At 41.9% G+C, this 24,609-nt stretch carries 18 protein-coding genes and 1 tRNA gene; 7 read left to right on the top strand and 12 right to left on the bottom strand.

Translation table 11 applies throughout. From position 1 onward, the window contains the following. Position 1: 1 nt before the first annotated feature. Together R8P61_09770 and R8P61_09765 are read right to left on the bottom strand one after the other, a co-directional pair. Positions 2-544 carry a cob(I)yrinic acid a,c-diamide adenosyltransferase gene (locus tag R8P61_09770; GenBank protein ID MDW3647341.1) on the bottom strand — a complete coding sequence of 181 codons (543 nt, stop codon included), beginning with the start codon at positions 542-544 and terminating at the stop codon, positions 2-4. 96 nt (positions 545-640) lie between these two features. Continuing rightward, positions 641-1,237, bottom strand: a complete 597-nt coding sequence (locus R8P61_09765; protein ID MDW3647340.1) for a hypothetical protein — start codon at positions 1,235-1,237, stop codon at positions 641-643. 202 nt (positions 1,238-1,439) lie between these two features. On the opposite strand from R8P61_09765, the gene R8P61_09760 reads away from it, so the two are divergent. Next, positions 1,440-2,420 carry an AAA family ATPase gene (locus R8P61_09760; protein ID MDW3647339.1) on the top strand — a complete coding sequence of 327 codons (981 nt, stop codon included), beginning with the start codon at positions 1,440-1,442 and terminating at the stop codon, positions 2,418-2,420. A 73-nt stretch (positions 2,421-2,493) separates the two neighbouring features. Then, positions 2,494-2,567: transfer RNA gene (locus tag R8P61_09755), tRNA-Arg, on the top strand. 139 nt (positions 2,568-2,706) lie between these two features. Here the strand turns inward: R8P61_09755 and R8P61_09750 are convergent. The 4 genes from R8P61_09750 to R8P61_09735 all read right to left on the bottom strand — a co-directional run bounded on the left by R8P61_09750 (position 2,707) and on the right by R8P61_09735 (position 12,606). Beyond that, on the bottom strand, positions 2,707-4,137 hold the full coding sequence (locus R8P61_09750) for a DUF1593 domain-containing protein (protein MDW3647338.1): 1,431 nt from the start codon (positions 4,135-4,137) through the stop codon (positions 2,707-2,709). Between the two features lie 63 nt (positions 4,138-4,200). Beyond that, complete coding sequence (locus R8P61_09745) at positions 4,201-5,778, bottom strand: GDSL-type esterase/lipase family protein (protein MDW3647337.1); 1,578 nt, start codon at positions 5,776-5,778, stop codon at positions 4,201-4,203. Between the two features lie 227 nt (positions 5,779-6,005). Further along, a complete protein-coding gene (locus R8P61_09740) occupies positions 6,006-8,375 on the bottom strand; it encodes a CotH kinase family protein (GenBank protein MDW3647336.1) in 2,370 nt (789 codons plus the stop codon). A gap of 124 nt (positions 8,376-8,499) precedes the next feature. Continuing rightward, positions 8,500-12,606 carry a glycosyl hydrolase gene (locus R8P61_09735; protein MDW3647335.1) on the bottom strand — a complete coding sequence of 1,369 codons (4,107 nt, stop codon included), beginning with the start codon at positions 12,604-12,606 and terminating at the stop codon, positions 8,500-8,502. Positions 12,607-12,874: 268 nt separating this feature from the next. Between R8P61_09735 and R8P61_09730 the strand changes: the two genes are divergently transcribed. Both R8P61_09730 and R8P61_09725 read left to right on the top strand, forming a co-directional pair. Next, on the top strand, positions 12,875-15,250 hold the full coding sequence (locus R8P61_09730; GenBank protein MDW3647334.1) for a TonB-dependent receptor: 2,376 nt from the start codon (positions 12,875-12,877) through the stop codon (positions 15,248-15,250). 25 nt (positions 15,251-15,275) lie between these two features. Then, positions 15,276-16,115 carry a DUF4249 family protein gene (locus R8P61_09725; GenBank protein ID MDW3647333.1) on the top strand — a complete coding sequence of 280 codons (840 nt, stop codon included), beginning with the start codon at positions 15,276-15,278 and terminating at the stop codon, positions 16,113-16,115. On the opposite strand, the gene R8P61_09720 is transcribed toward R8P61_09725, so the two are convergent. After that, a complete protein-coding gene (locus R8P61_09720) occupies positions 16,105-17,085 on the bottom strand; it encodes an MBL fold metallo-hydrolase (GenBank protein MDW3647332.1) in 981 nt (326 codons plus the stop codon). The genes R8P61_09725 and R8P61_09720 overlap by 11 nt on opposite strands. Positions 17,086-17,099: 14 nt before the next feature. Then, positions 17,100-17,813, bottom strand: coding sequence for an NUDIX hydrolase (locus R8P61_09715; GenBank protein MDW3647331.1), 714 nt, complete (start codon positions 17,811-17,813; stop codon positions 17,100-17,102). A 152-nt stretch (positions 17,814-17,965) separates the two neighbouring features. Between R8P61_09715 and R8P61_09710 the strand changes: the two genes are divergently transcribed. Beyond that, positions 17,966-19,669 carry an amidohydrolase gene (locus R8P61_09710; GenBank protein MDW3647330.1) on the top strand — a complete coding sequence of 568 codons (1,704 nt, stop codon included), beginning with the start codon at positions 17,966-17,968 and terminating at the stop codon, positions 19,667-19,669. Positions 19,670-19,745: 76 nt separating this feature from the next. On the opposite strand, the gene R8P61_09705 is transcribed toward R8P61_09710, so the two are convergent. From R8P61_09705 to R8P61_09695, 3 genes are all read right to left on the bottom strand, one after another. Beyond that, complete coding sequence (locus tag R8P61_09705) at positions 19,746-20,672, bottom strand: DUF5996 family protein (GenBank protein ID MDW3647329.1); 927 nt, start codon at positions 20,670-20,672, stop codon at positions 19,746-19,748. Then, positions 20,659-20,874 (bottom strand): (4Fe-4S)-binding protein, encoded by a 216-nt coding sequence (locus R8P61_09700; GenBank protein ID MDW3647328.1) that lies wholly within the window; start codon positions 20,872-20,874, stop codon positions 20,659-20,661. The genes R8P61_09705 and R8P61_09700 overlap by 14 nt, the downstream gene beginning before the upstream one ends. Before the next feature lie 102 nt (positions 20,875-20,976). Next, on the bottom strand, positions 20,977-21,516 hold the full coding sequence (locus tag R8P61_09695) for a Crp/Fnr family transcriptional regulator (GenBank protein ID MDW3647327.1): 540 nt from the start codon (positions 21,514-21,516) through the stop codon (positions 20,977-20,979). 110 nt (positions 21,517-21,626) lie between these two features. Between R8P61_09695 and R8P61_09690 the strand changes: the two genes are divergently transcribed. Next, entirely contained in the window at positions 21,627-22,280 is a 654-nt protein-coding gene (locus tag R8P61_09690) for an START domain-containing protein (GenBank protein ID MDW3647326.1), read from the top strand. A 3-nt stretch (positions 22,281-22,283) separates the two neighbouring features. On the opposite strand, the gene R8P61_09685 is transcribed toward R8P61_09690, so the two are convergent. Next, positions 22,284-23,531 (bottom strand): histidine kinase, encoded by a 1,248-nt coding sequence (locus R8P61_09685; GenBank protein MDW3647325.1) that lies wholly within the window; start codon positions 23,529-23,531, stop codon positions 22,284-22,286. 142 nt (positions 23,532-23,673) lie between these two features. Between R8P61_09685 and R8P61_09680 the strand changes: the two genes are divergently transcribed. Next, positions 23,674-24,468 carry a response regulator gene (locus tag R8P61_09680; protein ID MDW3647324.1) on the top strand — a complete coding sequence of 265 codons (795 nt, stop codon included), beginning with the start codon at positions 23,674-23,676 and terminating at the stop codon, positions 24,466-24,468. Positions 24,469-24,609 lie beyond the last annotated feature (141 nt).

The raw sequence follows: 24,609 nt of genomic DNA, 5'->3' as shown, positions 1-24,609 counted from the left end.
ATTAGGCATTCCAAATGACCTCAGCAGCACCGGCTTCTGCACTTAGGCTTCTACTCAGGACAAATAACCAGTCTGAAAGGCGGTTAAGGTACATGAGGATTAAAGGATCAATCTCACTTTGCTCGCTAAGTTCTACCACCCTTCTTTCAGCTCTCCTGCAAATACATCTTGCAACATGAGCCAAAGAATTAGCCATATGTCCTCCGGGCAGGATAAAATTTTTCAATTCCGGCAAATCTTTGGTCATTACATCCATTGATTTTTCCAGAATCTCTATATCCCCTTCCTCAATAGAAGGAAGCTTAAATTTATTTTTCTCCGGATCAGCGGCCAGAATAGAACCGAGTCGGAACAAACGGTCCTGTATATTTCGGATGATTCCGATATGCTCCAGGGCCAATTCCTGATCCCCAATTAGCCCCATATAGGAATTGAGTTCATCCACGGTTCCATAGGCTTCAATACACAGATCGTATTTCGGAACACGTGTGCCTCCCAAGAGTGAAGTCTTTCCCTTATCGCCTTTTTTCGTATAGATTTTCATGCTTTTCTTCCTAAAACTGAAGGATAGCTATTGTTTGGTATAAATAAATGGAACTAAGAAGTCCGATACTTGTTTGCTTTGATAAGAGGAATCTCCTTAGGGATTCACCATGAGGTTCTTGTTTTCCAGGCTATCGATGATTTGCCCGCTTTGGGTATCAACAAAGTTCATCAGGATATTTTTCTGGTCATTTCCCAGACTCAATCGAACTTCCATGCTGCTGATATAATTTTTGCTGCAATTCCAGATGTAATTTCCGTATTTCCCAGTCAAATTTTCTCTTCCATACAAAAGATTAAAATGCTCTTCAATCTCATTGTATAGTCTTGCAGTTTCAACCTCTGAATTCAAATTGACATTAGCCACAATCGATGCAATTCTACGGGATTCGGCTCCTCCACTTTTCATGCTTTGCGGCAAATAGTGAATCATCATTCTACAATCAGGAGAAAGTTCAAGCTCATATTTCAAGCCAAAAGCATCCTGATGAATCGGCCGCATCCCTTCTTCATGCTTCATGACTTCTTTTATAGCTTCTCCTAAAAAAGTATGTCGAAAGGTACTGGAATCATCCAGGAAGACGCTATAGAAAAGTTCACTCTTGGGAGGAATGCGATCGGCGCAGCCCGATTGAAATAAGAGGCTTATTCCAATCGTTAGCAAGGTAATTATATAGGCACCAGGTTTCTGCATCAATTTCAAATGTACATTAAAACAAACACTCTGCCAATTGCTTTTAGGAGGTATAATAAACCGTTTATGGAGAAATTAGACCAGCAGAAACAAAGTAGTAACAAATGTGCCAAATGATATGTAATTTAGCCTCAGTTTAAAGTGAGTTTAAAACCGGCTTAGTCCATCTTTAACACAAACAAATAATCTCCTTAGAAACCATATGCAAAGCTCAACTGCGCCCATGCTTGCAGACAAGTTAGAAAAAGTCAATCTCTTGGTTCAGGAACTGGATAAAGTAGTGGTAGGCCAATACAAGATGGTCCACCGTCTACTGATTGGTTTGTTTACCAATGGACATATATTACTTGAGGGAGTTCCGGGTCTGGCAAAGACGCTGACAGTAAGTACACTTGCCAAAGCCTTGCAAATGGATTTTACCCGTATCCAGTTTACCCCGGATCTTTTACCTGCGGACTTGATTGGTACGCTTATCTACAATCAGAAGAGTGGTTCTTTTGAAGTAAAACAAGGACCCATTTTTTCCAATATCGTCCTGGCAGATGAGATCAACCGCTCTCCAGCCAAAGTACAATCTGCACTTTTAGAAGCCATGCAGGAACAACAGGTAACCATTGGAGATTCTACCTTCGATTTGGATGAACCTTTTTTGGTATTGGCCACTCAAAACCCCATAGATCAAGAAGGAACCTATCCATTGCCTGAAGCCCAGGTAGACCGTTTCATGATGAAAGTCTTCGTTTCCTATCCTACCAAGGCAGAGGAAAAGACCATCATGCGGAGAATGGCTAAGACCAAACATACGGTTGAAGTGCATCCGGTTTTGAGTCAGAAAGACATTCTGGAAATAAGGGAAATCATCGATGAGATTCAGGTTTCTGAAAAGATCGAAGATTATATCATAGACATCATCATGGCAACGCGCCAGCCACAAGACTATGGCATGCAGCGGATGTCTGAGTATATCGAATATGGAGCCTCACCTCGTGCGAGTTTGGCCTTGAATCTGGGCGCACGTGCGCATGCCTTCCTTGAAGGAAGAAACTACGTATTGCCAGAAGACGTAAAGTCAATCGCAAGTGATGTATTGAATCATCGCATCATTTTGAATTATGAAGCAGAGGCGGATGAGGTAACTACCGTAGACTGTGTGGACCTTATTTTGAGACACGTTGAGATTTAATTGCGAAAAATTTAGATTTTAAAAAATCTCTATTATATTTGCATCCCTATACGAAAAAGCGAAGCTTTTTCATGCACTGGTAGCTCAACTGGATAGAGCACCTGACTACGGATCAGGAGGTTGAGGGTTCGAATCCTTCCCAGTGTACTAGCAAAGATTTATATCCCTTCATACCATTTGTATGAAGGGATATTGCTTTTAATACGTAGGTAATTATCAGAGCTATTCCCTAATTTCTTTATTTGGTTTGCAGGGCACTTTATTTTTCTAATCCCTAGCAAGAAAATCATGACCCAGCTGTGATTGTTACAATCACTCGCTTATATCTTGTTATAGACGGACTCCCTTTATCGCTTACTTTCAGGATAAAATGGGCAGTCTCTTCCTTCTCCACTTTTGGTGCCGTTACATGAACCCCATGCACATTCTCGGCTCCCATCTTAATTTCTCTTTTGTAGGAGCCCGCTTCTGGATAATGAAACCAAAGAAAACTCAGATTGTCCCCATCCGGATCATGAGAATCAAAAGCGCTCAGGAAAAAGCTCTCCCCGGATTTGACACTGAATTCTTCAGGATGAGATAAAAGAGGTACAGGTGGATGATTGGCTTCTTCATAGCTTTTTGTGCACCAATCCATGCGTGCAGCAAAATCCAGCTGAAAATCATCCCTCCAACGCCACAAAGTCTCTTTATAACCCTCGAAATTTGTAGTATCTCTTCCCACAGTCCTTCCGTATTCTCTGTGGATATAAGGACTATAACTATCAATAGCATTCGTCCAAATGGCTCGGGTTTCCGAACCTATTTCGACAATGGAGCCTCCCTTTTTAGTCGGATCAAATTCAGGCTTATACAATTCATATCGGCCTCCCCATCCCCCCCATTCAGGATGCTCTGGACTATTCAGGCCATTGTTGATTAAGGATAAGAAAGCAGGTGTGTCTCCTTCCACTCCCCAGGCTACATCGGGATAAAGGGCCCCTAATGGCCCGTGATTCTGTTGGATATTCTGAGCAATCCAGGAATTAGCAATCTTTCTGTTATCAATTCCTCTTATGACCGAATTTATTCCCGTCCAGGTAGCACTCCCATAATGATCGCCTGGACTGACGATATAAAAAAGCTTAGGATATGTGTTCCTGATCCATAGGCCACTATCATCCTGATCAGAAATGGTATAGACACGCAGTTTGGAGATGAGGCGATTGGCTTCTTTGAGAGATTTCGTTTTTTCGATTTTGTAAAGAGCCTGTGCGAGGGTATTTACCCCTCCCCAAACAGAAATCCACAAAGGACGTTCATCCTCTTTTTCGAGTTCTGTTATTATCCAATCAGAGCCCTCTGAATCCATCCCTTCTCCCACTCCGTTCATCCCGTATTTGGGAAGGCCTTTCTTGACAAGGGACAGCAATTCTTTTTCCTCCGGATAGCCTTTTTCATGCAGAAGCAAATTAGGCTGGACCTCACCATATTCATGAAGAATTTTCTCAATGGATTCGGGATGAATGCTTGAAGTCAGCCAGCAGGAAGTCGTAGCTATCAGGCCTTTAATCTCGATTTGATTGGCATATAACAGGAGTCGAACCAATGATTGTGTATCATCTGGATCGGCTTCAATATCAGTTAGGATGATTACTCTTTGCTTTTGTATTTCTTGTGCGCAAAGAGTTTGTATTTGGAAAAGAATTGCCAGTAGCAGTACGACGATCGTTTTCATAAATATTGAAGTATTCAATTTCATATGTCAAAATTCAATCAAAAACCTATGGATGTGAACCATTTATTTTAGATGCGTATTTATTATCGGCAAGACCAGGCTTTTCATGATGCCATATCCTTTCAAAGAAGGGTGGACTCCATCGGCTGCAATGTCGGGATCCATCCCATTTTGCTCATTTTTCATGGCCGAATGATAATCTACATAAGGGATCTCTTCTTTGTTTGCATAGGATTTTATCCGATCATTCAAATCCAGGATCATAGTCGAACGATCTCCTAAAGCCCGCTTCCATTCAAATTTGGTAGCTGGCAAAACTGAAGCCAGCAGGACTTTGATCCCGTTTGCCCGGGCGATTTCTACCATAGAGATAATATTACTCATGGTGAATTCAGGGTCATAGGGTCCCGTATTTTCAGCAACATCATTGGTTCCTATATGAAGCACGACGAGATTGGGTTGCAATTCGACCACATCCTGACGAAAACGCAGCAGCAATTGGGTAGAGGTTTGACCGCTAATGCCGCGCCCAATAAAAGGATGTTTTTCAAAAAATTCCGGGACATCTCTGGCCCAGGCCTCTGTAATAGAATTTCCTAAAAACACGACCCGCTCTTCGCCATTTTTACGTGGAAGGATTGCTGAGTTTGCTTCTTTATACCTTGCCAATTGGGCATAATCATTTTGCATCTGCTTTACTTGATCAATTTTCCCCTGGGCCACTGCCTCTTGCCCATAGAGTTTTTCATATTTATTGGGATAAAGTTTTTTATGGTACCCATGTAGTTGCAACCACTCCCAGAATCGATCGTGCCAGCTATCAGTAGGAAGATTTTGTTTCCTCATTCCAAATCCATGGCCTCCTTTCTCATACACATGCAATTCAGCTGGCTGCCCCTTTTCAAACCATTTTTGGTAAATATTCAGGCTGTGCGGCATAAGTTTTAATTGATCATCACCAGCAACTGCCACAAAGATGGGAGTCTTTGCATTAGGCACTTCAGATCCAATGATGGCATTTTCATAAGGATATATAGGCGCTATAAAATTGGGGCGATTTTCTTCATTTGCATTGTAGGCAACAGACATACAAAGGGTGGCACCTGCAGAAAAGCCCATAAAACCGATTTTGTCGGGATTAACATCAAATTCTTTGGCATGTTCCCGAACGTATTTTATAGCAGTTAATCCATCTGCAAGAGCCAGTTTAACTGTCGGAGCATTTTTCTCATCGAGTTTTTTGAAATCTGACATCAAGGGCGCCAATTCCTCCACAGGTTTATCAGTGAGACTCCTTGTTAACCTGTATTTTAAAACAAATGCTGCAATTCCTTTACTATTTAACCATTTAGCAACTTCATGGCCTTCGCTCTCAATACTTAATACATGAAATGCTCCTCCGGGAGCTATTATTACTGCTGTTCCTGTAGCAAGATAGTATGGAGGCAGATAGGCCGTGATTGTTGGCTCTGCAACATTATAGACCAACTTTGTATAGAAAGGATTTTGGGTACTGACTTGCTCGGACCAGGTCCAATCTTCAGATCCGGGAGCCTTTCCTTCATATAGGGAAATCTCCCGTTGTGCCCAACTCGAATTACAAACAAATACAAAACAGAGGAGGGCTATGAATTTTTTCATGGGAAACCGCTTTTATAAGTGATGTGATTTTGACCTTCATGTTAAGAAATTTTTCGGTAAGGTCATGCGGCCAGCTGCAACTGCCAAGCTGATTATCCATTCACTTATATCGATTCTTCTGTTTCTTTCCCTTGCTAAAAATTCACAATCTAAATTTCAACACAAAAATCAACTCTGAATCCCGGAAATAATTCCAGTAAAATCCAGATGGGTTTTCATTTAGCTTCTCATTGTTTTATGAATTTTTTGGAGAACAATCTGTCCTCAAGCTCTACTTGAATCACATAAATCCCCTGAGCAAAACCAGAAAGCCCTATGATTATGTCTGCTGATAAAAGATCATGACTTTCATAAAGCACTTTCCCACTAATGCTATAGATTTTCAGGGTATACAACTTTTCATTTCCGACTTCAAACTCAAGCCTAATAAAATCTGAGGCTGGATTGGGATAAAGCTTGAAGTCTAGCTCAGGATCCAAATCAGTAGCACTATTCGCAGAGCCATTGAATTGCCCGATTGTATGTGCTTGAAAAATAAAGGGGCCACTGCCATTGGGTAGGCGCGCATAGGCCATATCAGCATTTGTTGAAGGGAAATTTACCACATCCACCAATTCCTGCATATTATTGGAAAGGTACAGGCTTTCTCCATCTGCAGAAAGTTTAAAATCGGCATGAAAGTCTCCTTGATCCAAATCCTCATCTGCCCAAATGACTAAATAACTATCGGCATCCAGTATGCTTCCGGATGGAAACACATATTTGTCCAATTCATTTATATCATCACTCAAACTCCAGCCACTTAAATCCACAGACGTTCCGCTTGTATTATAGAGTTCCAGCCAATCATCATAATCTCCGGCTGAGTCCGCAACCGCTGCATCATTTTGAGCCATGAGCTCATTGATCACGATAGGCTTGTCTGTGGCAGATTCTGTGAGTACTTGATATATATATACATCATGTTCGGCCCCTTTGGGTTCGTAGCTCTTCGTAGAGGCTGCATCATTTGCTATGGCTTCTACATAAAAGCGAACATAGGTTCCCAAACTCATCGGCGGTATGCTGGCTCCATACTGACCGTCAGCTGCTGCACCATCATTGTGCAATCCATCATCAAACATCTCAATTTTCTCAAAGGAACCGCTAAGGCTTTCTCCATAGTAAAGCCAGACAGAAGAAACTCCACTACTTCCGGATATCAGGGATTGAACATCCACTTCCTCAGTTGAAGTCGGAGCCTGCCAATTTTGTCCATTTACAGAATAGCTGACTTGGTCAATAGAAAGAGGATTTATATTGGTCAATTCAGCATCATTGAGAAGAAAATTTCTCCTTGTCACAATACTTTGTTTCAGGGAGTTTAAAGCAGATTGATATTCTGAATACGTATAAAACTTTTTTGGATCTGCCTGAACGGAAGAGTCAATCATAGCTGCCCAATCATCTATCAAAGGATCAGCATAGCTAGAAGTAAAATAATCTTCAAGTATCGATCGAACATGAGCGAGGTAGCGCTGCCGAATAGAAGGGATAGACAAGAAACGATTCATGAGAGGGAAGTCAGTTTCGTTTTCCCGATAAAAAAGATCCCAATTCAAATTATTAGCTCCCAAGACACTATTGCCATCATATTCCATGGGAATGATCCGGCCCGTCTCGGCTTCAAAATAGACATAATAATCACTCCCCCCTTTATTGATATAACTATCATCATCAGAAAAGATAACCTCATGTGCGAGGTACCAACATGTTTTGTCTATGTCCAGAACTTTGGATAATTCCTCTTCCAGGCTTATCAAGGGCTCATTATTCAACACATCACAGGCAGCTATCAGTCCTGCCCAGGGATCAGCTTGCTCCGTGCGTTTGAGGGTGTAATCTGTATTATAATCGCTACTATCAGGCCCATTATAATTGAGGCTGGATCGGCCAGCTCCAAAATTTGGGCGTCCTCCCCCACCTCCACCGCCTGTAGTACCTGCAGTTCTCTCCGCTCGCCAGATTGTACCATTATTGCTTAGGTACCATTCTTTGATATAATCCGAGTCAAATTGCTGAACACTTTGATAAGGGCCCCAATATTGACCATTGATACTCAGATTCGCATAATTTGACTTCAGGCCCATATAATATCGGTAGCCTAAAGTATTATACAATACCTCTTTCATAGAGGAATTATCATCCCAGCCACAATTGAGGTTGAAGGTATTATACCCCTCTATGTCCTGGCCATCTATGATGTAATCCAGGGTAATATTAAATGATTTCTTATCTGTATTATTTCTTCGGTATGAAGTGGCACCTTTAAAGCGTACCCCTACACTATCATATTGAACCCCATTTATCCAGCAAGTTGCCAGCAAATCTGTTCCACTATCATAATTTGCTTCTAACAAATTCCACCAATTCGCCTGAGCAAATGAAAGTTGCACTTCCTGAATTTGATCAGGGCTAAAAAAGCCCCCCTGATTCTCACCTCCAGCGATCAACCTTCGGCCATCCTCGGATAACTTCCAGGCAGCAGGTAAATCCTGGGCCTTACTTTGATAGCTGATAGAGACGATAAGTATGAATAAAAGCAGTAGGTTCTTCAAAGCGCGCTAATTTTTTTTAGTATAAAAATGGAATAAAACATCCTATTATACTAATAAGGGCTAAAGGGCACTTTTGTACTCATTCAGGGGAAATTAAAGCTTCATGCTGATTTTTGTAAATCTGCTACTTTATCACTTTAAGGGTAGCCAGACGATCCTTATTTATAACTCTGACAAAATAAATACCCTTAGCATAAGCGCTCATATCAAAAGAATAGAGACTTCCCCTGATCCTGGATTTATCCAACAAGCTTCCACTAACATCATAGACCATAACCTCATTCTCTCCCTCAGGCAGTTCTATATTCAGTACATCATCCACCGGATTTGGATAATAGGTCAATTCCAGCTCCTGAAAGTCTTTTGCAGAAACGCTTCTACAACTTCCTACCACATAGCTATCCTTATTGGCCGAATTATTTTTTTCAACTGCCCCCGGAAAGGAATAAGTGTAATAGAAATAAATCAGACTTCCTTCCGCTGCATTTAGGCGAAAAGGCACATTAGGTGTAACCCCATAGCCCGGCAGGCCATTGGGATCTGTTCCATAATACAGGATACAAGTCGGGTCACCAACTCCCGCTCCCGATGGGATAAAAGTCAGGGTAGGATTTTCTGGATCATCAGAAAATTCATAACTAAAATCCCCATCCCAGGAAGTCCCATTACAGGAAGGAGCTTCTGTAAATTCAACAACTACCGTTTCTGAAGTATCGGAGGCATTATTATGGTCAAAGGCAACGGCTGACAAGCTATAATTGCCTGGGATCGAAGTCCAATCATATTCATAAGGATATTGACTATCTGTCCCTATTTCTGCTCCATCAACAAAGAATTTTACAGACTGGATGCTGTCATTCAGGTCAGTGGCTATTGCTGAAATACTGATGAGATCTCCTTCTATAAAAGTGGAATTATTGAGAGGAGACTTAATCGAAACCGTAGGAGGCACATTATCCGATAAGCTTGAAATAATATACACTTCGTCTTCATCCGAATAGCTACCATTATCTACCCTCAATTTTATCAAATATATCCCTTCAATGAGAGAATCTATTCTTGTTTGAGCTGACTGAGAATTATCAAAGGAAAGAATGGAGGGACCATAAAGCTGTGTCCATTGATAAGTCAAATTATTTCCATCCGGATCAAAACTGGCACTTCCATCCAGAAAGGCCGAGTCTTGTGGCAATACAATGATTTGATTAGGGCCCGCTTTTGCAACTGCCTGGCTATAGGTCAGAGGAGATTCATAGCTGAAGTCAAATTCCCCCAAATTCAATTCTCCCTGATCAAAATAGAGCCTCAATACTTGTTCGCCGCTTTTCAGCGGAACATTTGCTAAGGTTTTGGTTCTCCAGCTATTCCATCCGCCGGTATAGGTAACGCCTATGCCTGATTTCACAATCTGGCCATCAGATTCCATCCGAAAAGGTCCTCCTCCTGCATTATTCCCGCAAGCATAGCGAAAACTTAAATCATAATACCCGGCTTGCTGAACTTCCACCGTATATTCCAGCCACTCTCCTCCTCTAATCCAACCTACAACATCCCCCTCAGCAGCATTTGTCTCAGCATCCACATACTCGTCCAGCCGAAAGTTTCCTTCGTTAACAACATTTGCATCCTGATAAGCTATTCCTTCTCCAACACCTCCTTCAAAGACATCATAGTGAGCCGCTTGAAATGAGCCCGGAATAGCAATATTTTCCCCACCATAAGGCTTCTGTTCTCCTACAATTACACTCACACTATTGCTGATGTTAAAGAAGTTAGCTTCAAAGATTCGGGCATAAAATTGATGCCTTCCGAGGGTAAGATTGTCAGCTGTCAAGACATACGGGGCCTGATTTACTTCTCCCAAATAAGTCTCCCCATCATAGAAGGCTACTTTAGTCGCTGTTCCGCCGAAAACCTCCACACTTAAGTCTACACTACCGCCCGGATAAGCAGCCGAGAAACTTGAACTGATTTCCCCTTTCAAAGATATGTCCAGACTAGTCGCCATACTTCTGGGAGGAACCATCAAATTATAACCATCTGAAAAATTGACGTTCAGGCTGTCTGTTCCATAATTCTGTCCCACATAAATAATGTTTCCATTCTTGTTGAAAGCAGCCGCCAGGGGATGATCAGCTCTTAAAGAGACATCTACATTTCCCAGCACATTCATGCTATGAAGCCAGTGATAGGTTTGTGCATCAGAAACTCCGAATTTTAGGCCTCTATCGGGATAACTGTCATACAAATCGATGGCTTTTTGTGGATCGATAAATGCCAGGTATTCCCACATGATATCATGCCAAAGATTGACATTGGGGACATTATTGAGAATGCCGGTATTTTGCTCAATTTCCGTCCAGAGTTTCCGCACATAATTCGTGTCTTGTCCCAAATATAGAGAACCTCCATGAATGGGATAGAGTTCTATGCCGTAGGAGGCGGCAATATCATTGGTCCAAAAAGTACCATTGTCGTAACTATTGCCCCAAACCCTTGAAACCAGGCTATACGGATGATTAGAAGAGAAATTTCTTTCGTTTACATCAAACCAATATTCTTCAATTGCCGATTGCTCAGTAGTATATAAGTAAATCCCCAGATCTCTGATAGAGTCATTGCCTGTTACTTCTCCCCAATGGATGAGGGAAGAATTGAACTGCATACTTTCTGAAGTAGACTCCTGATCATTGCCTTGTGGAAAGCTGGCAAAACCATTTGCCCAGCAATGTCCTCCATAAGGACTAAAGTTCCGGAGAAAGGGGAACAGATCATCATCACGATCACTGCTTGCTGCATCTCTTACCAGCAGATTGATCATATCTCCCCAATCTGCTGCCCAACCCGGCTGATATTGCTCCAAAAAGGCCGCTGCATGGATAAAATATCCCCAGTGGAAATGGTGATCATTGATATTGCCATCTTGTCCATGACCGGCTGGATATCCCAAAAGGGCTGACCAGGTTTGATTATAATAAAACAGGAATGCCACTTCACTTCCATTCACCTCCAACCAATCTTCCAATCGGTTTTTTACGGTCGTCAATAATTTCTGCAAGGCAATGCTATCTCCACTCAATTCTGCTATTCTCGCGGTCTGGATCAAGCGATTCATTTCCTGGCCTTCATTATAGGAGTCGGTCCAGCTATTCAACTGATCATTTTCCAGCAGTTTTATTTTGCTATGTAAATCAGCAGGACTAAAGCCCTGACTATAGTAATCCAGGTAGGGCAAAGTGGGCAGTATTCCGTGGAAGCTATTTTCCACCTGAAATCCATTAGCCTCCATCATCTTTAATTCTCCTCTTACAGTCGGATAACTAATGGATGTAAATGAGGGAGCAGAAGGAGCAAGATTCGCCCATTGATGTGGAAGTAATCCAATCAGCATACTGGAATCCGTGCCTTCCTTTACTTCCGTTTCAATCAGAAAATCTGTTGTAAGGAGGGCACTTGCCTCATCATAATTCCAGGATACTTTCGTATCTGTGGGGAAGACATAAGCATATTGTTGAAAGGCAGTTGCAGAAGCCTGAAGATTAGCTCCTTGTTGAGGAAGAAAAGCCAGGGACCAATAGTTATTTCCGTTCAGGCTGGAAGTATAGCTATTCCCATTTTGGGTCCAAATACTTCCCTGTGGAGCATAAACGGCAAAGTCAGCTCCATTTCGCAGATTTTCTATGATTAGTATTTCATTTAGAACTGTAACCGTTCCTTCTCTCACTTTTACTTCCGCTATATCTGAGGAATCCTTGTTGAAATAAATGAAAGGCATTCCTATGCCGGAAGTTGCCTGGAAATGATGGCTCCCGTCCTTCCAATCCATACTCACTGTCCAATCAGAAAAATCTGAAACATTTGCAGCAGCAGCTTGCAATCCACTTACCCCTATAGTTACTGGCTCAATATCATCTATAACTCCCCAGGGGATATAAGTCGTAACCAATCCACTATTGACAGTTTTCATGGTAAAGGGGTAATTGAACAGATTGGCGGAGTGGCTATTTTTTACTTTATGAGACCACCAGTCATTGGTAGGCACCGGTTTTGTAGCAGCTATTCCTGTAGTATAAGGAGTTCCCGAAGGAAAACTATTTCTACCGGCCGCATCTGTCCCGGGAAAATTGAGGGTATAACTGCCCTCACCAATGGGTATAACTTGTCCTGAGGATTCAAGTGAAATAAGTATCAGGGACAAAAATAAGGAGGTATAAACTAGCTTGAATTTCATGTGGGAGAATTAGGGCAAATGATAAATTTCAAGCTAGGGATAAATCAACTAAGGCAAGAATCATATAGTACCATATGACTACTTAGCTTAAAATGGATTGAACTTTCAATACTAATTTCCTACTCAAAATACCCTTTGGGTGGGAAAACCTTTGAATTGCTTCAACTTTCAGATAAACTCAGAAAGGTTCCATTTATTTTCCTGAGCAAATGGCATTTTAAGCATTTTAGAATATATTAAAACTGCTGCATACCTAATACTCGAAAGCATGTATTTCCGAATACTACTCTTACAGTTTTTACTGCTATTACCATATCTTCTATCTGCCCAGAGAAACATATCTGGAATAATCCTGGGAAAGGATAGCCAGGAACGCCTGCCGTTTGCCGACATCATTATCAAGGGGACAAAGCAAGGGAGTTCTTCAAATGTCGATGGCTATTTCTCTCTACTCAATGTTCCGGAGCAAGCCCTTATCCTGAAAATATCCTATGTAGGATATGCAAGTATGGAAGTGGGGATAGAAGCAGGCAATGATGATATCAAAGATCTGGAAATTGAGCTTAACTTTAATTTTGAATTGGAAGAAGTTGTTCTGACTGCCCAGTCTTATAAAGTGATGAATGCATCGGATGGGATCAGCACCATTCAAGTCTCGCCTGCACAATTAGCCCTATTCCCAAACATAGGAGAAGTAGATATTTTTCGATCATTGCAGTTGCTCCCGGGAGTAAGCGGAAGCAATGAAAGTTCCTCTGGCCTGTATGTCAGAGGAGGGACGCCGGATCAGAACCTGGTCCTTCTGGATGGCATGACGGTTTATAATGTCGATCACTTTTTTGGATTCTTTTCAGCCTTCAATGCCGAAGCCATAAAGGATGTTCAGCTGTATAAAGGAGCCTTTCCGGCAAAATATGGTGGCCGCTTATCAAGTGTCGTTGATCTTACGGGTAAAACTGGAGACCCCAATAAACTGCATGGAAACTTTGGGGTCAATCTGCTAAATGCTAAAGCAGGAATTCAAATCCCTCTGTTCAAAAAAGCTACTTTCTCTTTACACGGAAGAAGATCTTATACGGACATTATTCAGAACGAATTGTATAAAGAGATTTTTGATGTCTTTACCCAAACAGAAAATCTACCAAACATAGATGGATTGGAAGTAACTACTATAGAACCGGAGTTTTACTTCTTTGACCTCAATAGCAAATTGAGCATCAATCCTACGAAAAAAGATGTCCTGGCATTTTCGTTTTATTCAGGTGCGGACCATTTGATAGAGTCCAATGATATTACCATTGAAAGAGGAGAAAATCCGACCATTTTAATTGATCTGGATTTGGATGAGCAAAGTGACTGGGGAAATAGAGGTTTTAGCGGAAAGTGGTCCCGGCAATGGAATCCCAAATGGTACTCAAATCTGCTCTTCGCCTCCTCCAACTACTTCAGCAAATACAATCGAGATCTGGGTATTTTAGCTTCTATCCCGGAAAATGACACGGTTGTGGTAGACCGAAAAATCAGAACCTTTGAAGACAATGAGGTGAAAGACCTTAGTTTTCGCCTGGACAATGAAGTTCAACTAAACGCCAGACATAAACTGGAATTTGGAAGTTTACTTACTGAGGCAAAAGTAGATTATGAATTTGTTCGAGATGACACCTTAAGCATCCTGGATCTTGAACAAGAAGGCCGTTATGCAGCATTATATGTATCGGATATTTGGAAGCCCTCTCCCAAATTATCTATCAATGCTGGTATTCGAGGCACCTATTACAACATCAGCAATGAGATTTACTGGGCTCCCCGTTTCTCTTTCGAGTACAAGCTCAGCGATCAAATTCGCCTGAAAGGAGCTTATGGCAAGCATTTTCAATTTGTAAACAGAATTGTCAATGAGAATGTAACGGAAGGTTCCCGGGATTTTTGGTTATTGGCAGATGATGATTTGGTGAAAGTAAGCAGTGCCGAACATTTTGTAATCGGAGCCTCTTATGAAACCGATGATTTCATTTTTGATGTAGAAGCTTATAGAAAAAACCTCACAAATCTGGCCGAGTTTTCCCTGCGTTTTCAGAGAGCAGACATCGACCGGGATCGACTCTTTTTTCTCGGGAATGGATTTGCAGAAGGAATGGAGTTTTTACTCCAAAAGAAAAGAGGCGCATATACCGGCTGGGTAAGTTATACCCTGGCAAGGGTTCGGAATACCTTTCCCGGACTAAATAATGGCTTCGAATTTTCAGCCCTTCATGATCAAAGACATGAATTCAAAACCGTTCATTCTTATGAATATGAAGATTGGCGCTTTGCTGGCACCTTTGTCTTTGCCTCGGGGAAACCTTTCACCGAACCTGCCGGGCAATATTCCATCGATCTCCTGGATGGCAGAACGTTTAATTATATCAGCGTAGGTGCTAAGAATGGATCACGCTTGCCCGCCTATCATCGCCTCGATCTGTCTACGCATTACCTTTATGAACTGGGTCGATTTGATATGGATTTTGGCTTATCTGTATTCAATTTCTACAATCGGGAAAATGTCTGGTATCGGGAGTATGATTTCACCCAAACACCACCCGTTATTTCTGAGATCAGATATTTGGGCTTAACCATTATTCTATCTGCAGATGTTCGATTCTAAGCTTTCTCAACCTAAGATCATGTATATGAAATACTCTTCAATATATATCCTTATTTCAGCTTTTCTCTTCCTTTCCTGCGAAGAAGAAAACCTGAATAATATTGCAGCCAATCAATTTGTGGTGGAAGCCTTTTTATATGCCGGAGAACCCATAGATGATATTCGGATAAAAACCACTTTCCCCTTATCCCTGGATGAGGATAATTCTCTGCCCATAAATGATGCGGAAGTAAGGCTCATAAAGCAGGGGGAAAGTTATGCTTTGATTGCTTCGGGAGAGGAAGGTTATTACCATTATCCAGATAGCGATTTGCAGGTAGAAACCGGAGATGTATTTCAATTAGAGGTGGAATACGATGGGATATTGGCAGAAGCAGAGACCCAGGTACCTAGCCCAACCAGCGGTCTGGAAATTTCTGATGACACCCTTTTTGTCCCGACTTTACCCTTTTCTGCAGGTAGGGACTCCATCGTTGCATTTATAGGAAATTTCCTGAGAAATTCTTCCATTGAAGCCAGCTGGGACAATCCCAATGGGGATCTTTATTTTATGGTAGTGGAAAGTGTAAGTGATAGTCTGGATCCTATTTTCCCTGGCCAGGTAGTCGAGGCTTTGGCTCGTTTTCGTTTTGTTTCAGAACCCACAGATGATTCATCTTTGAGTTTTTTGGGAGGTACCCTCGAATCTTTTGGGAGATACTCAGTAAAGGTTTATCACATCAATCAGGAATATGCTGATCTCTATGAAAACCGAGAGCAGGACTCACGGGACTTGAATGAACCTCCTTCTAATATTTCAAATGCCTTGGGAGTTTTTTCGGCCTTCAATAGCCAGGAGCGATTTTTTGAATTGGCTAGGGAATAGAGCTAAAAGACAACTCCCCTTTTTCTTCCTCTATTTTCCTGATCCGCCCTTCCAGTTGAAGCAATTGGAGATATCCCAGCACCATATATAGTCCACTAAAATCGGGAGGAGTTTCTTGGTAAGGATACATTTTTCGATTGATCTGATAAGGAGTAGTAAAGCCAGACTTTATAGCCTCATAGCACTCTTCTTTTCGCATCTGAATCCGCGCCAATTGACGATCTATTGTGCCATTGGCCCCTGAGAAGATTGGCCCGTGTCCTGGAAATACTTCCCCTATATCAAATGCCTTTATTCTTTCATAAGACTTTAACAAACTTGCCAAAGCACCCGATTCCGGATCATCTTCTCCTTTGCCCTCTACAGGGATAGGCATAGGTGCTATGGGCAATAGCATATCACTTCCAAAAACTCGTTCGGCTCCCTCTTCCAGAAAGATATATTGAGTTGGACTATGTCCCGGAGTATGTAAAATCTCCCACTCTGTATTGCCTAATTGAAGGCGATCACCTTCCTCAAAATACTGAATACGAGATACTTCTTCGATAGGTCGAGAGATTTCTCTTTGATCAAAAAATTTATGCGCATTACTTAAGACTTCCTCTGGAAAACCCAGTTTAGCAAGCAGCCTTTTGTTAAAGCGCACCTCCTCTCTATTCATATCAATCGGTTTTTCGAACCAAGCCTTTATGGCTTTGGGTGCGAGAATCTCTGCGCCTGAATTGGCCATAATTTCCGGTAGCATCCCGATATGATCTCTATGTTCATGGGTGATGATCACTTGCTCCAAATCGGAGATTTGATATCCATGCTGTTTCAATTCCTCCTGAAGAAGGAACCAATTCTCCTGGGTATAAAGACCGCAATCAATCAGGCTTAGCGCATCCCCCGGCATGAGGTAGCAATTTACATGTTGGAACATGATACCGAGCGCTAATTCTATACGGATAGGTTTTGCTTTCTTAGGCATCTTTGTAGAATAAGTTAGAGATGCATACCTCCATTAACTGGTAGGACACCGGGACAATTTTCAAATTCAAACTGATAACTACCCGCTTTCATATCCAGTAAAAGTCTATGCCGGGCACCTGCTGTTTCTGCTTCCCCCGTTTCATAGCCAGCATCTCCTTCATACATACAAACCATAGTAGCGCCTACTCTTTGCAAGACTGGCAGGGTATAAACAACCTCTTCTTTCTCCAATTTTGCCTGAACTTCTGCCACACTTTTACACTTTCGGATCAATTGCAAGCTCATCAAAGTCGGAGGCATCATGGCCAGCTCTCTGGCTCTAACTTTAGCTAAAGCAGCTTCCGGATTGATCCAGAGGTGATCCTTTATCTCACTGTCATCAATGATCACTTCGCCATCACTTTCCTCCACCTTTCCAAAAAAGAACCAGGTGGCATATCTTCTTGGCTCTATTACAGGCGTAGTCCAATGACTAAAGAAAATCAAATCCTCCAACTCAATATCCAAATGCGTCTCTTCTTTGGTTTCCCGAATTGCTGCCAACTTCGCAGCTGCTAAGTCATCCATACTCCTATTCCTCTCTTCCTCCTCGATTTTTCCTCCGGGGAAGACCCATAGCCCTCCGGCAAAAGCCAACGCTTTATTCCTTTTTAACAAAAGTACCTCTATCGAATTCCCCTGATCTCTGGCAAGCATGATCGTGGAAGCTAGCTTAATTTCTTTCATTCTGAAGTTGCTAATTTTGGACCCAAAAATACGTCTCAAGTATCGAGTCCCTGACGCAAAATTACATCCATTTTTTTATCCATAACAATGCATATCAAAATTGGCAGATTAAAGATGATTCATCCCTTTTCCTATATTTGATAAAAAACCAAATGAAAAACTTGCTACTATCCCTCCTCTTCTTTCTCCTTTTATCTGGCTGTGAAAAAAAAGAAACTGCTGACTTGATTCTTTTCAATGGGAAGATTCTTACAGTCGATTCCGCCCATCCTCAAGTTGAAGCTATTGCCACAGCCGAAGATAAAATTATTGCACTAGGAAGTTTGTCGGACCTAAGCGCCTACAAAGGTCCGGATACCCGCATGATTGATCTTCAGGGACAATTGGCAATTCCTGGACTGATTGAAGGGCATGGGCATTATATGAGATTGGGACAAACGCTTATGGCTTTGGATTTACGCTATGCAAAATCCTGGGAGGAGATAGTAGACATGGTAGCAAAAAAGGTCCAGGAAGTAGATGAGGGAGACTGGATATTGGGTTGGGGATGGCATCAGGAGAAATGGGAGCAAAAGCCTGTTCCTTCCTTTGAAGGACTTCCCTATCATCATAGCTTGAGCAAAATCAGTCCTAATAATCCAGTTATGCTTTCTCATACAAGTGGTCATGGAGAATTTATCAATGCAAAAGCGATGGAAATGGCTGGGATTACGGAAGAAACACCAAATCCTGAGGGAGGAGAAATTGTTCGGGATGAAGAGGGAAAAGCTTTAGGGATGCTGCGAGAATCAGCGGCCCAATTTATTGATGATGTTTACAATGCCTACCAAAAAAGTCGCTCTCCCGAGGAAGTTGAAAAGGAGCATAGGCAGCAGGTAGCCCTTGCTGCTCAGGAAGCCCTGGAAAACGGGATCACAAGCTTTCAGGATATGGGTTCCTCTTTTGAAGAAGTAGCCCTTTTAAGAACTATGGCTGCTGAAGGAAATTTGCCCGTCCGTTTGTATATGGCCATTCATGATCCGGCAGAAATTATGGCTGACAAGCTAGCGGAATTTCGCATGATCGGCTTTGGAAACAACTATCTCACCAATCGCTGCATAGGAGAAAAAGTTCTGGATGGTGCCCTGGGAACACATGGAGCTTGGTTACTGGAACCCTATGTGGATCTTCCTCACTCTTCAGGTTTCAATGTAACGCCCATAGATGAGATCAAACGTTCAGCAGAATTGGCGGTCAAACATGATTACCAAATGGCTATTCAAGGCATAGGAGATCGAGCTACCCGGGAATTGCTGGATATCTATGAAGCAAACTTCAAGGAGCATGCAGATCAATCTGATTGGCGTTGGCGGATCGAACATGCACAGGTCATCCACCCTGATGATCTCAAGCGGTTCGAAGAATTGGAAGTTATAGCGGGCATTCAAGGAGTATTTGCTTGTTCTGATGGTCCCTGGGTTGCTTCTCGTTTAGGGGAAAGTAGGACGAAAGAAAGAGGCTATCTCTGGCGAAGTATGATAGACGGTGGCATAAGAGTAATGAATGGAACGGACCCTCCCGTAGAAGATATAGATCCGATTGCAAGCTTTCATTGTTCGGTGAGTCGAGTACTCGGAGATGGTTCTATCTTCGCTCCTGAGCAAAGAATGACACGGGAACAAGCCTTGAAATCCTACACCCTTGATAATGCATATGCAGCCTTTGAAGAGGATATTAAAGGCAGCCTGGAAGTAGGGAAACTGGCCGATATCACAGTGCTATCCCAGGACATTATGACGATTCCTTTGGAAGATATTCCTGAAACTGAAATCGTCTACACTATCGTAGGTGGAAGCGTCAAATATGAAGGTAAATAAAGAAGCGGCAAAAGAAATGTACTCATCAATTTCCCCCTCTCTTGTCAAAGCATGAGAGGGGGATCAAGAGGGTACTTTATGCTTGTTTTTCCAACTTAACTCGATCCCAACTTGAAGTTAAAGCTGCTGCTTCATAGGTAGATTGCAGAAAATCGTACAAATAGGTTTCTGGATCTGCAGCTTTTTGTACATCCTCATATTTCAGGAAAAATTCGCCCATATCCTCACTATAAAAGGCTTCCTTCGGTAGCACTTGCTGTTTCCCAAAGTTTTCACCGCTGGGATATGCATAGGCATAAAAAACAGGAAAAGGAGCGTCTTTGGAACCCGGCCAGAAACCAGCACTACTTACTTCCTGCGAATAGGCTTCCTGCATGACTTCCAGAGACATATTGGGCATGCCTCCCGGATGTAAGGGAGCAGGATTACCGGAGAATCGAGTCACTGCCAGATCAAAGGCACCCCAGAATAAATGTACCGGACTCGCCTTGCCGATAAATTCACTTCTGAAGCGATTGAATACGCCATTGGCTTTGAGCATAGCTTTCCAAAGGGCTTCAGCCTGTGCGGGATCATAGGATTTGTTGAGGGTGTTTTCGGCAAAAGGAATGGCAGGCTCCATCTCATTTGGGCTGGGATGAATTTTTACTTCTATCCCCATAGCGGCTAGTTTCTCAAATAATTCTTTGTGGAAATCCGCTACCGTCCTGGGATATAAATCTATGCTTTCATCCTCCGTATTTGAGCAGGAAATAATCAATTTATGCTGCCTGAAATCAAAATCGATTTGAAAAACACCGCCCTGATATGGGATTCCCTGGGTTGAATATCCTTTGGGGCTAATGTACAAGGATGTATGCCAGCTATGATTCTGCCAGGGCATCGTTTTCAAACGAATTTTTCCAACAATCTGTAGCCACTGATGCAAAGTTTCCAGGGTATCCTGCATCTGGGCGAAATCCAGTTTTGGCCATTTGGTTGCAAGGCTTTTATTCTCCATCATTTTTATAATAGCTTAAAGCCCCTGAGGGACATTGGTTGATTTGATTGATTAGTTCTTCAGTTGAAGCATTTTCCGGACTTATCCAGGGCTTAGTTTTGGGCTTATACACCTTAGGTAAAGTTCGTACACAAATGCCTGCATGCTGGCATTTCTTTGCTTGCCATTTAATGGTTATCTCACCATTTGAATATTCTTTAACCATAAGAAATACATATTGATAATACAGATAAATTCTGAGTACTAGTTAATACTCAATTTAGCGGCATGCATTCATCTAGATTAATAAATCCAAACGTTCCAGCTACTATTCAGCCTGACTAAGCTTTTTTCTTATGGTACTTAATGCCTGAGGGGTTATACCCAAATAAGCGGCAATCATATGTTGAGGGATACGATTAGGGAGATTGGGGTAGGCATCCAAGAAATACTTATACCTGTCCGGAGCTGGCGCACTCATGAGCATGAGCACCCTTCTTTGCAGCACTCCCATTCGTCGGTACAGAAGTTTGAAATGCTCTTCGAACGTTTCCGTTTTTGCTCCGGAAGAAAATAGACGAGTGCGATCAAAAACCACCAGTTCGGAATCTTCCAGACAATCTATGTATAAATCCGAAGCCAGTTCAAATTCCTGTGATTCAATATCTGCAATGATCCATCCTTCAGAGGCAAACATGAAAATATGTTCTTTTCCCTTGCTATCAATGATATAACTTCTCAGCAATCCCTTGTTTACGTAAAAAGCCCTATTGGTAATTTCCCCTTTCTCATGCAGGATACTTCCTTTTTTGTAGGATTTCACTCGGGCTTCCGGATCATGCAGCAGTATATCCTTGAAATTACTCATCGATAGATTGGGGTGCTGTTGGTAGATTTTGATTAAAGATAGTATTTATTAAGATTGATAAGAGATTAGCCTCTTAGCAATAGTAGGTAATAGCAATACAATTCAGCCCTATGAAAGTACTCAGTCTTTTTATTCTGGCCTTCTCTTTTAGTCTTTTGCTACCTGCCCAGGAAAATTGGGAGCTAAAAAAAGACAAAGATGACATTCAGGTTTACTACAGAGATAGTCCGACGAGTGATATCAAGGAATTAAAAATTACAACTCTGATCGAATGCAAGCTTTCGGCTGCTGTAAGTGTGGTAAATGATATAGCAGAAATGCCCAATTGGGTATTTCGGTGTGAAGAGGCCGAAGTGTTGCAGGGCAATACGAATTCAAACTTTGTTTTCGTGAATCGAACTTCCATGCCTTTTCTCTTTACCGACAGAGAGCTCATTTTTAGCTGTCGAACCTATCAGGAAAAGAACAGCCTCATTACCCATTCAGAATGCAAAGCTTTACCCAATTTTTTACCAGATTCAGAGGACTACGTTCGAATACAAAATGCCCTCTCCAGCTGGAAATTCACCCCCCAAAAAAATGGATGGATCGAAGCAGAGTATTTTCTCTCTCTGGATCCAGCAGGATCGATTCCCGCCTGGTTGGTCAATTGGGGCCTGGATTATGGGCCACTCAAAACCATAGCTAAGTTCAAAGCATTGGTAAAAGAAGAAAAATATGCCAGCCGTAAATTGGATTTTATTAAAGAGATAAAAGGCAATTGACTGCTAGCTGTCCTGTTCCTGCGACTCCATCTTAAGTAGGGGTACTTTGATGTTAACTGTGAAAATCATTTCTGTCTCATCTTTCCCATAAGTCAATTCGAAATCGCCTTCTTCCTGGTAGAATAGTTTCAATCGATTTTTCAGGTTTTTCAGCCCTATACCAAAACCGGTCCGTGAAGGAAAAGAGAAGCTGCTTCGGTTTTCTTCAAAGCTATTTTTCAATACCAGATATAGAAATTCGTCTTTTTTGTCTATTTCAAAGCGAATAAAACTATCCTCCTTATAGAGATTCCCATGTTTGAGGGCGTTCTCTAGAATGGGATTGATCAACATAGGCATAAGTGCCAAGTCTTGGGTTGCATCTTCTTTGGCAGGGAAATGGATCTTACCGGCTAAATGGCTATGAAAGCCCATATACTTTTCTGCCATAGAGAGTTCATCATGCAGTGAAACAAATTCACTTTTCTCACATTTTTCAATCGCATACTGTATCATCCATTTCAAATCCTGGGTCATTTCTCTTCCTTCCTTATCATCTATAGATTGAAATCGATGATGAATGCTTGCAAGAGCGTTGAATAAGAAATGCTGATTCAGCTGGGTTCTTAATCGCAAGTTTTCCGCACGCAGATAATTCTGCTGATGTTCGAAACGCAGGTAGCTGTCCTGGACCAATTTCAAAGTGCTAAATATGGCGTAGACAATTCCTGTTCCGAGAAACATGCCTATGAGGTAGAAACTTCCGTATTCCCAAATCCTTTCATAAGGTTTAGCCTCCAGACAATCACGAACTACCTTATCTTTTCTAGCAACAATGGCTTCGTTTATCTGCTGTTTATTTTCCAAATTTCCCCTAAGGACAAGCAAACTATCCAGCTGGTAAGTATGGGCGGGATACAATTCTACCTCAATAAGGTTTTCCAGAATTTTTGCAGTCGGATCATAAATAGCACTCTTTCGCTCTTTATCGAAAGTAAGTACACTCATGTAGACATCTATCTGAGTTCGGAGGATAAATGCAAAACTGGCCAGAAGAATAGAATACAAAATGTATTGAGGAATTTTTCTGGACTTAAAATAGACTGGATATAGTACCCAGAGATTGAGGTATACCATAGCTGCCAGGAAGATTCCATGGATAAAGGAGCGGGAAAATGCCAATTGAAAATCGTCGAGGATGGAACCCGTGGAAATGGTATCATAAAATAAATAGGCAACCCAGAAGAAGAGATGCCTGAGGCCAGACTTCATGCTTAGCGGCAAGGAGATTTGCTTATCAGATGAGTAATTTGAAGCCTGCAAAACTTGAAGCTGCCTGATAAAGGTTTATATTACGAAAATCATAAAGTCGCTTCTGATAAATTATCAATTTTCGTCGGACAAAGCAATCTACATGGCCATTTCCCTGAGAAGCATACTGATCGATGACAATCCTCAGCATCTGAAATCCCTTTCAGATCAACTCCAGAATCGCTGCCCCCAGGTAGAAATAATTGCAAGCAGCAGTGATCCTATAGAAGGCTTGCAACTTATCAAGGAATTAAGTCCAGATTTGCTATTTACAGATGTCCAAATGCCTCAATTGAATGGGCTGGAATTGGCGAAAGAAGTCTTTAACAGTTTAAAAGAAGTTCCCGAGATAATTTTCGTAACGGGCTATGAAGAATTTGCCATAAGGGCTTTTGAAGTCAATGCCTGCCATTATTTACTCAAACCTCCCACAGATCTCCAACTCATTTCGGCAGTAGAAAAGGCAGTAAAGATTATCGAGGGAAAGTCAACAAATCAGGCCAAGCCTGAAGGGATTAGTAACCTATTCCAATACTTGAGTCAACCCAAAATTTCTATCCCCACCATGCAGGGAAGTGATTTTATTTCCGTTCAGGATATCGTCAGGGTTGAGTCTGACAACAACCTTTCCAATTGGCACATGATTGACCAAAAGGTCTATAAAGCGGTTTCCAGGAGTTTAAAAGAAGCGGAGGAAATGCTGGATCTCTACCAGTTTGTTCGCTGCCATAATCGTCATATCGTCAACCCTGCCTGCATTGCTCAATACATTAAACCTGGCTTTTTCCGAACAGGAAAACAAGCAGGAGGTGGTCAATTATCCCTTTCTAATGGAGAGACAATTCCTGTCTCACGAGAAGGCAGGAATCGATTAAAGGCTCGAAAACTAATCGGATAGGCCTAAAATCCCCTTCCTGCTCTTTACACAATTCCAGCCATATCTACCAACAACCAGTAGATCCTACCAAAATCTAGTTTGAACAAAGATTTGCAAGTCAAAGCATAGACCTTAGTGCTTGAGAGGAAGCTTATGTTCAAG

It is taken from the genome of Bacteroidia bacterium (assembly GCA_033391075.1).
Classification (GTDB): Bacteria; Bacteroidota; Bacteroidia; order J057; family J057; genus JAWPMV01.
This window is presented reverse-complemented; position numbering and strand designations above follow the sequence as displayed.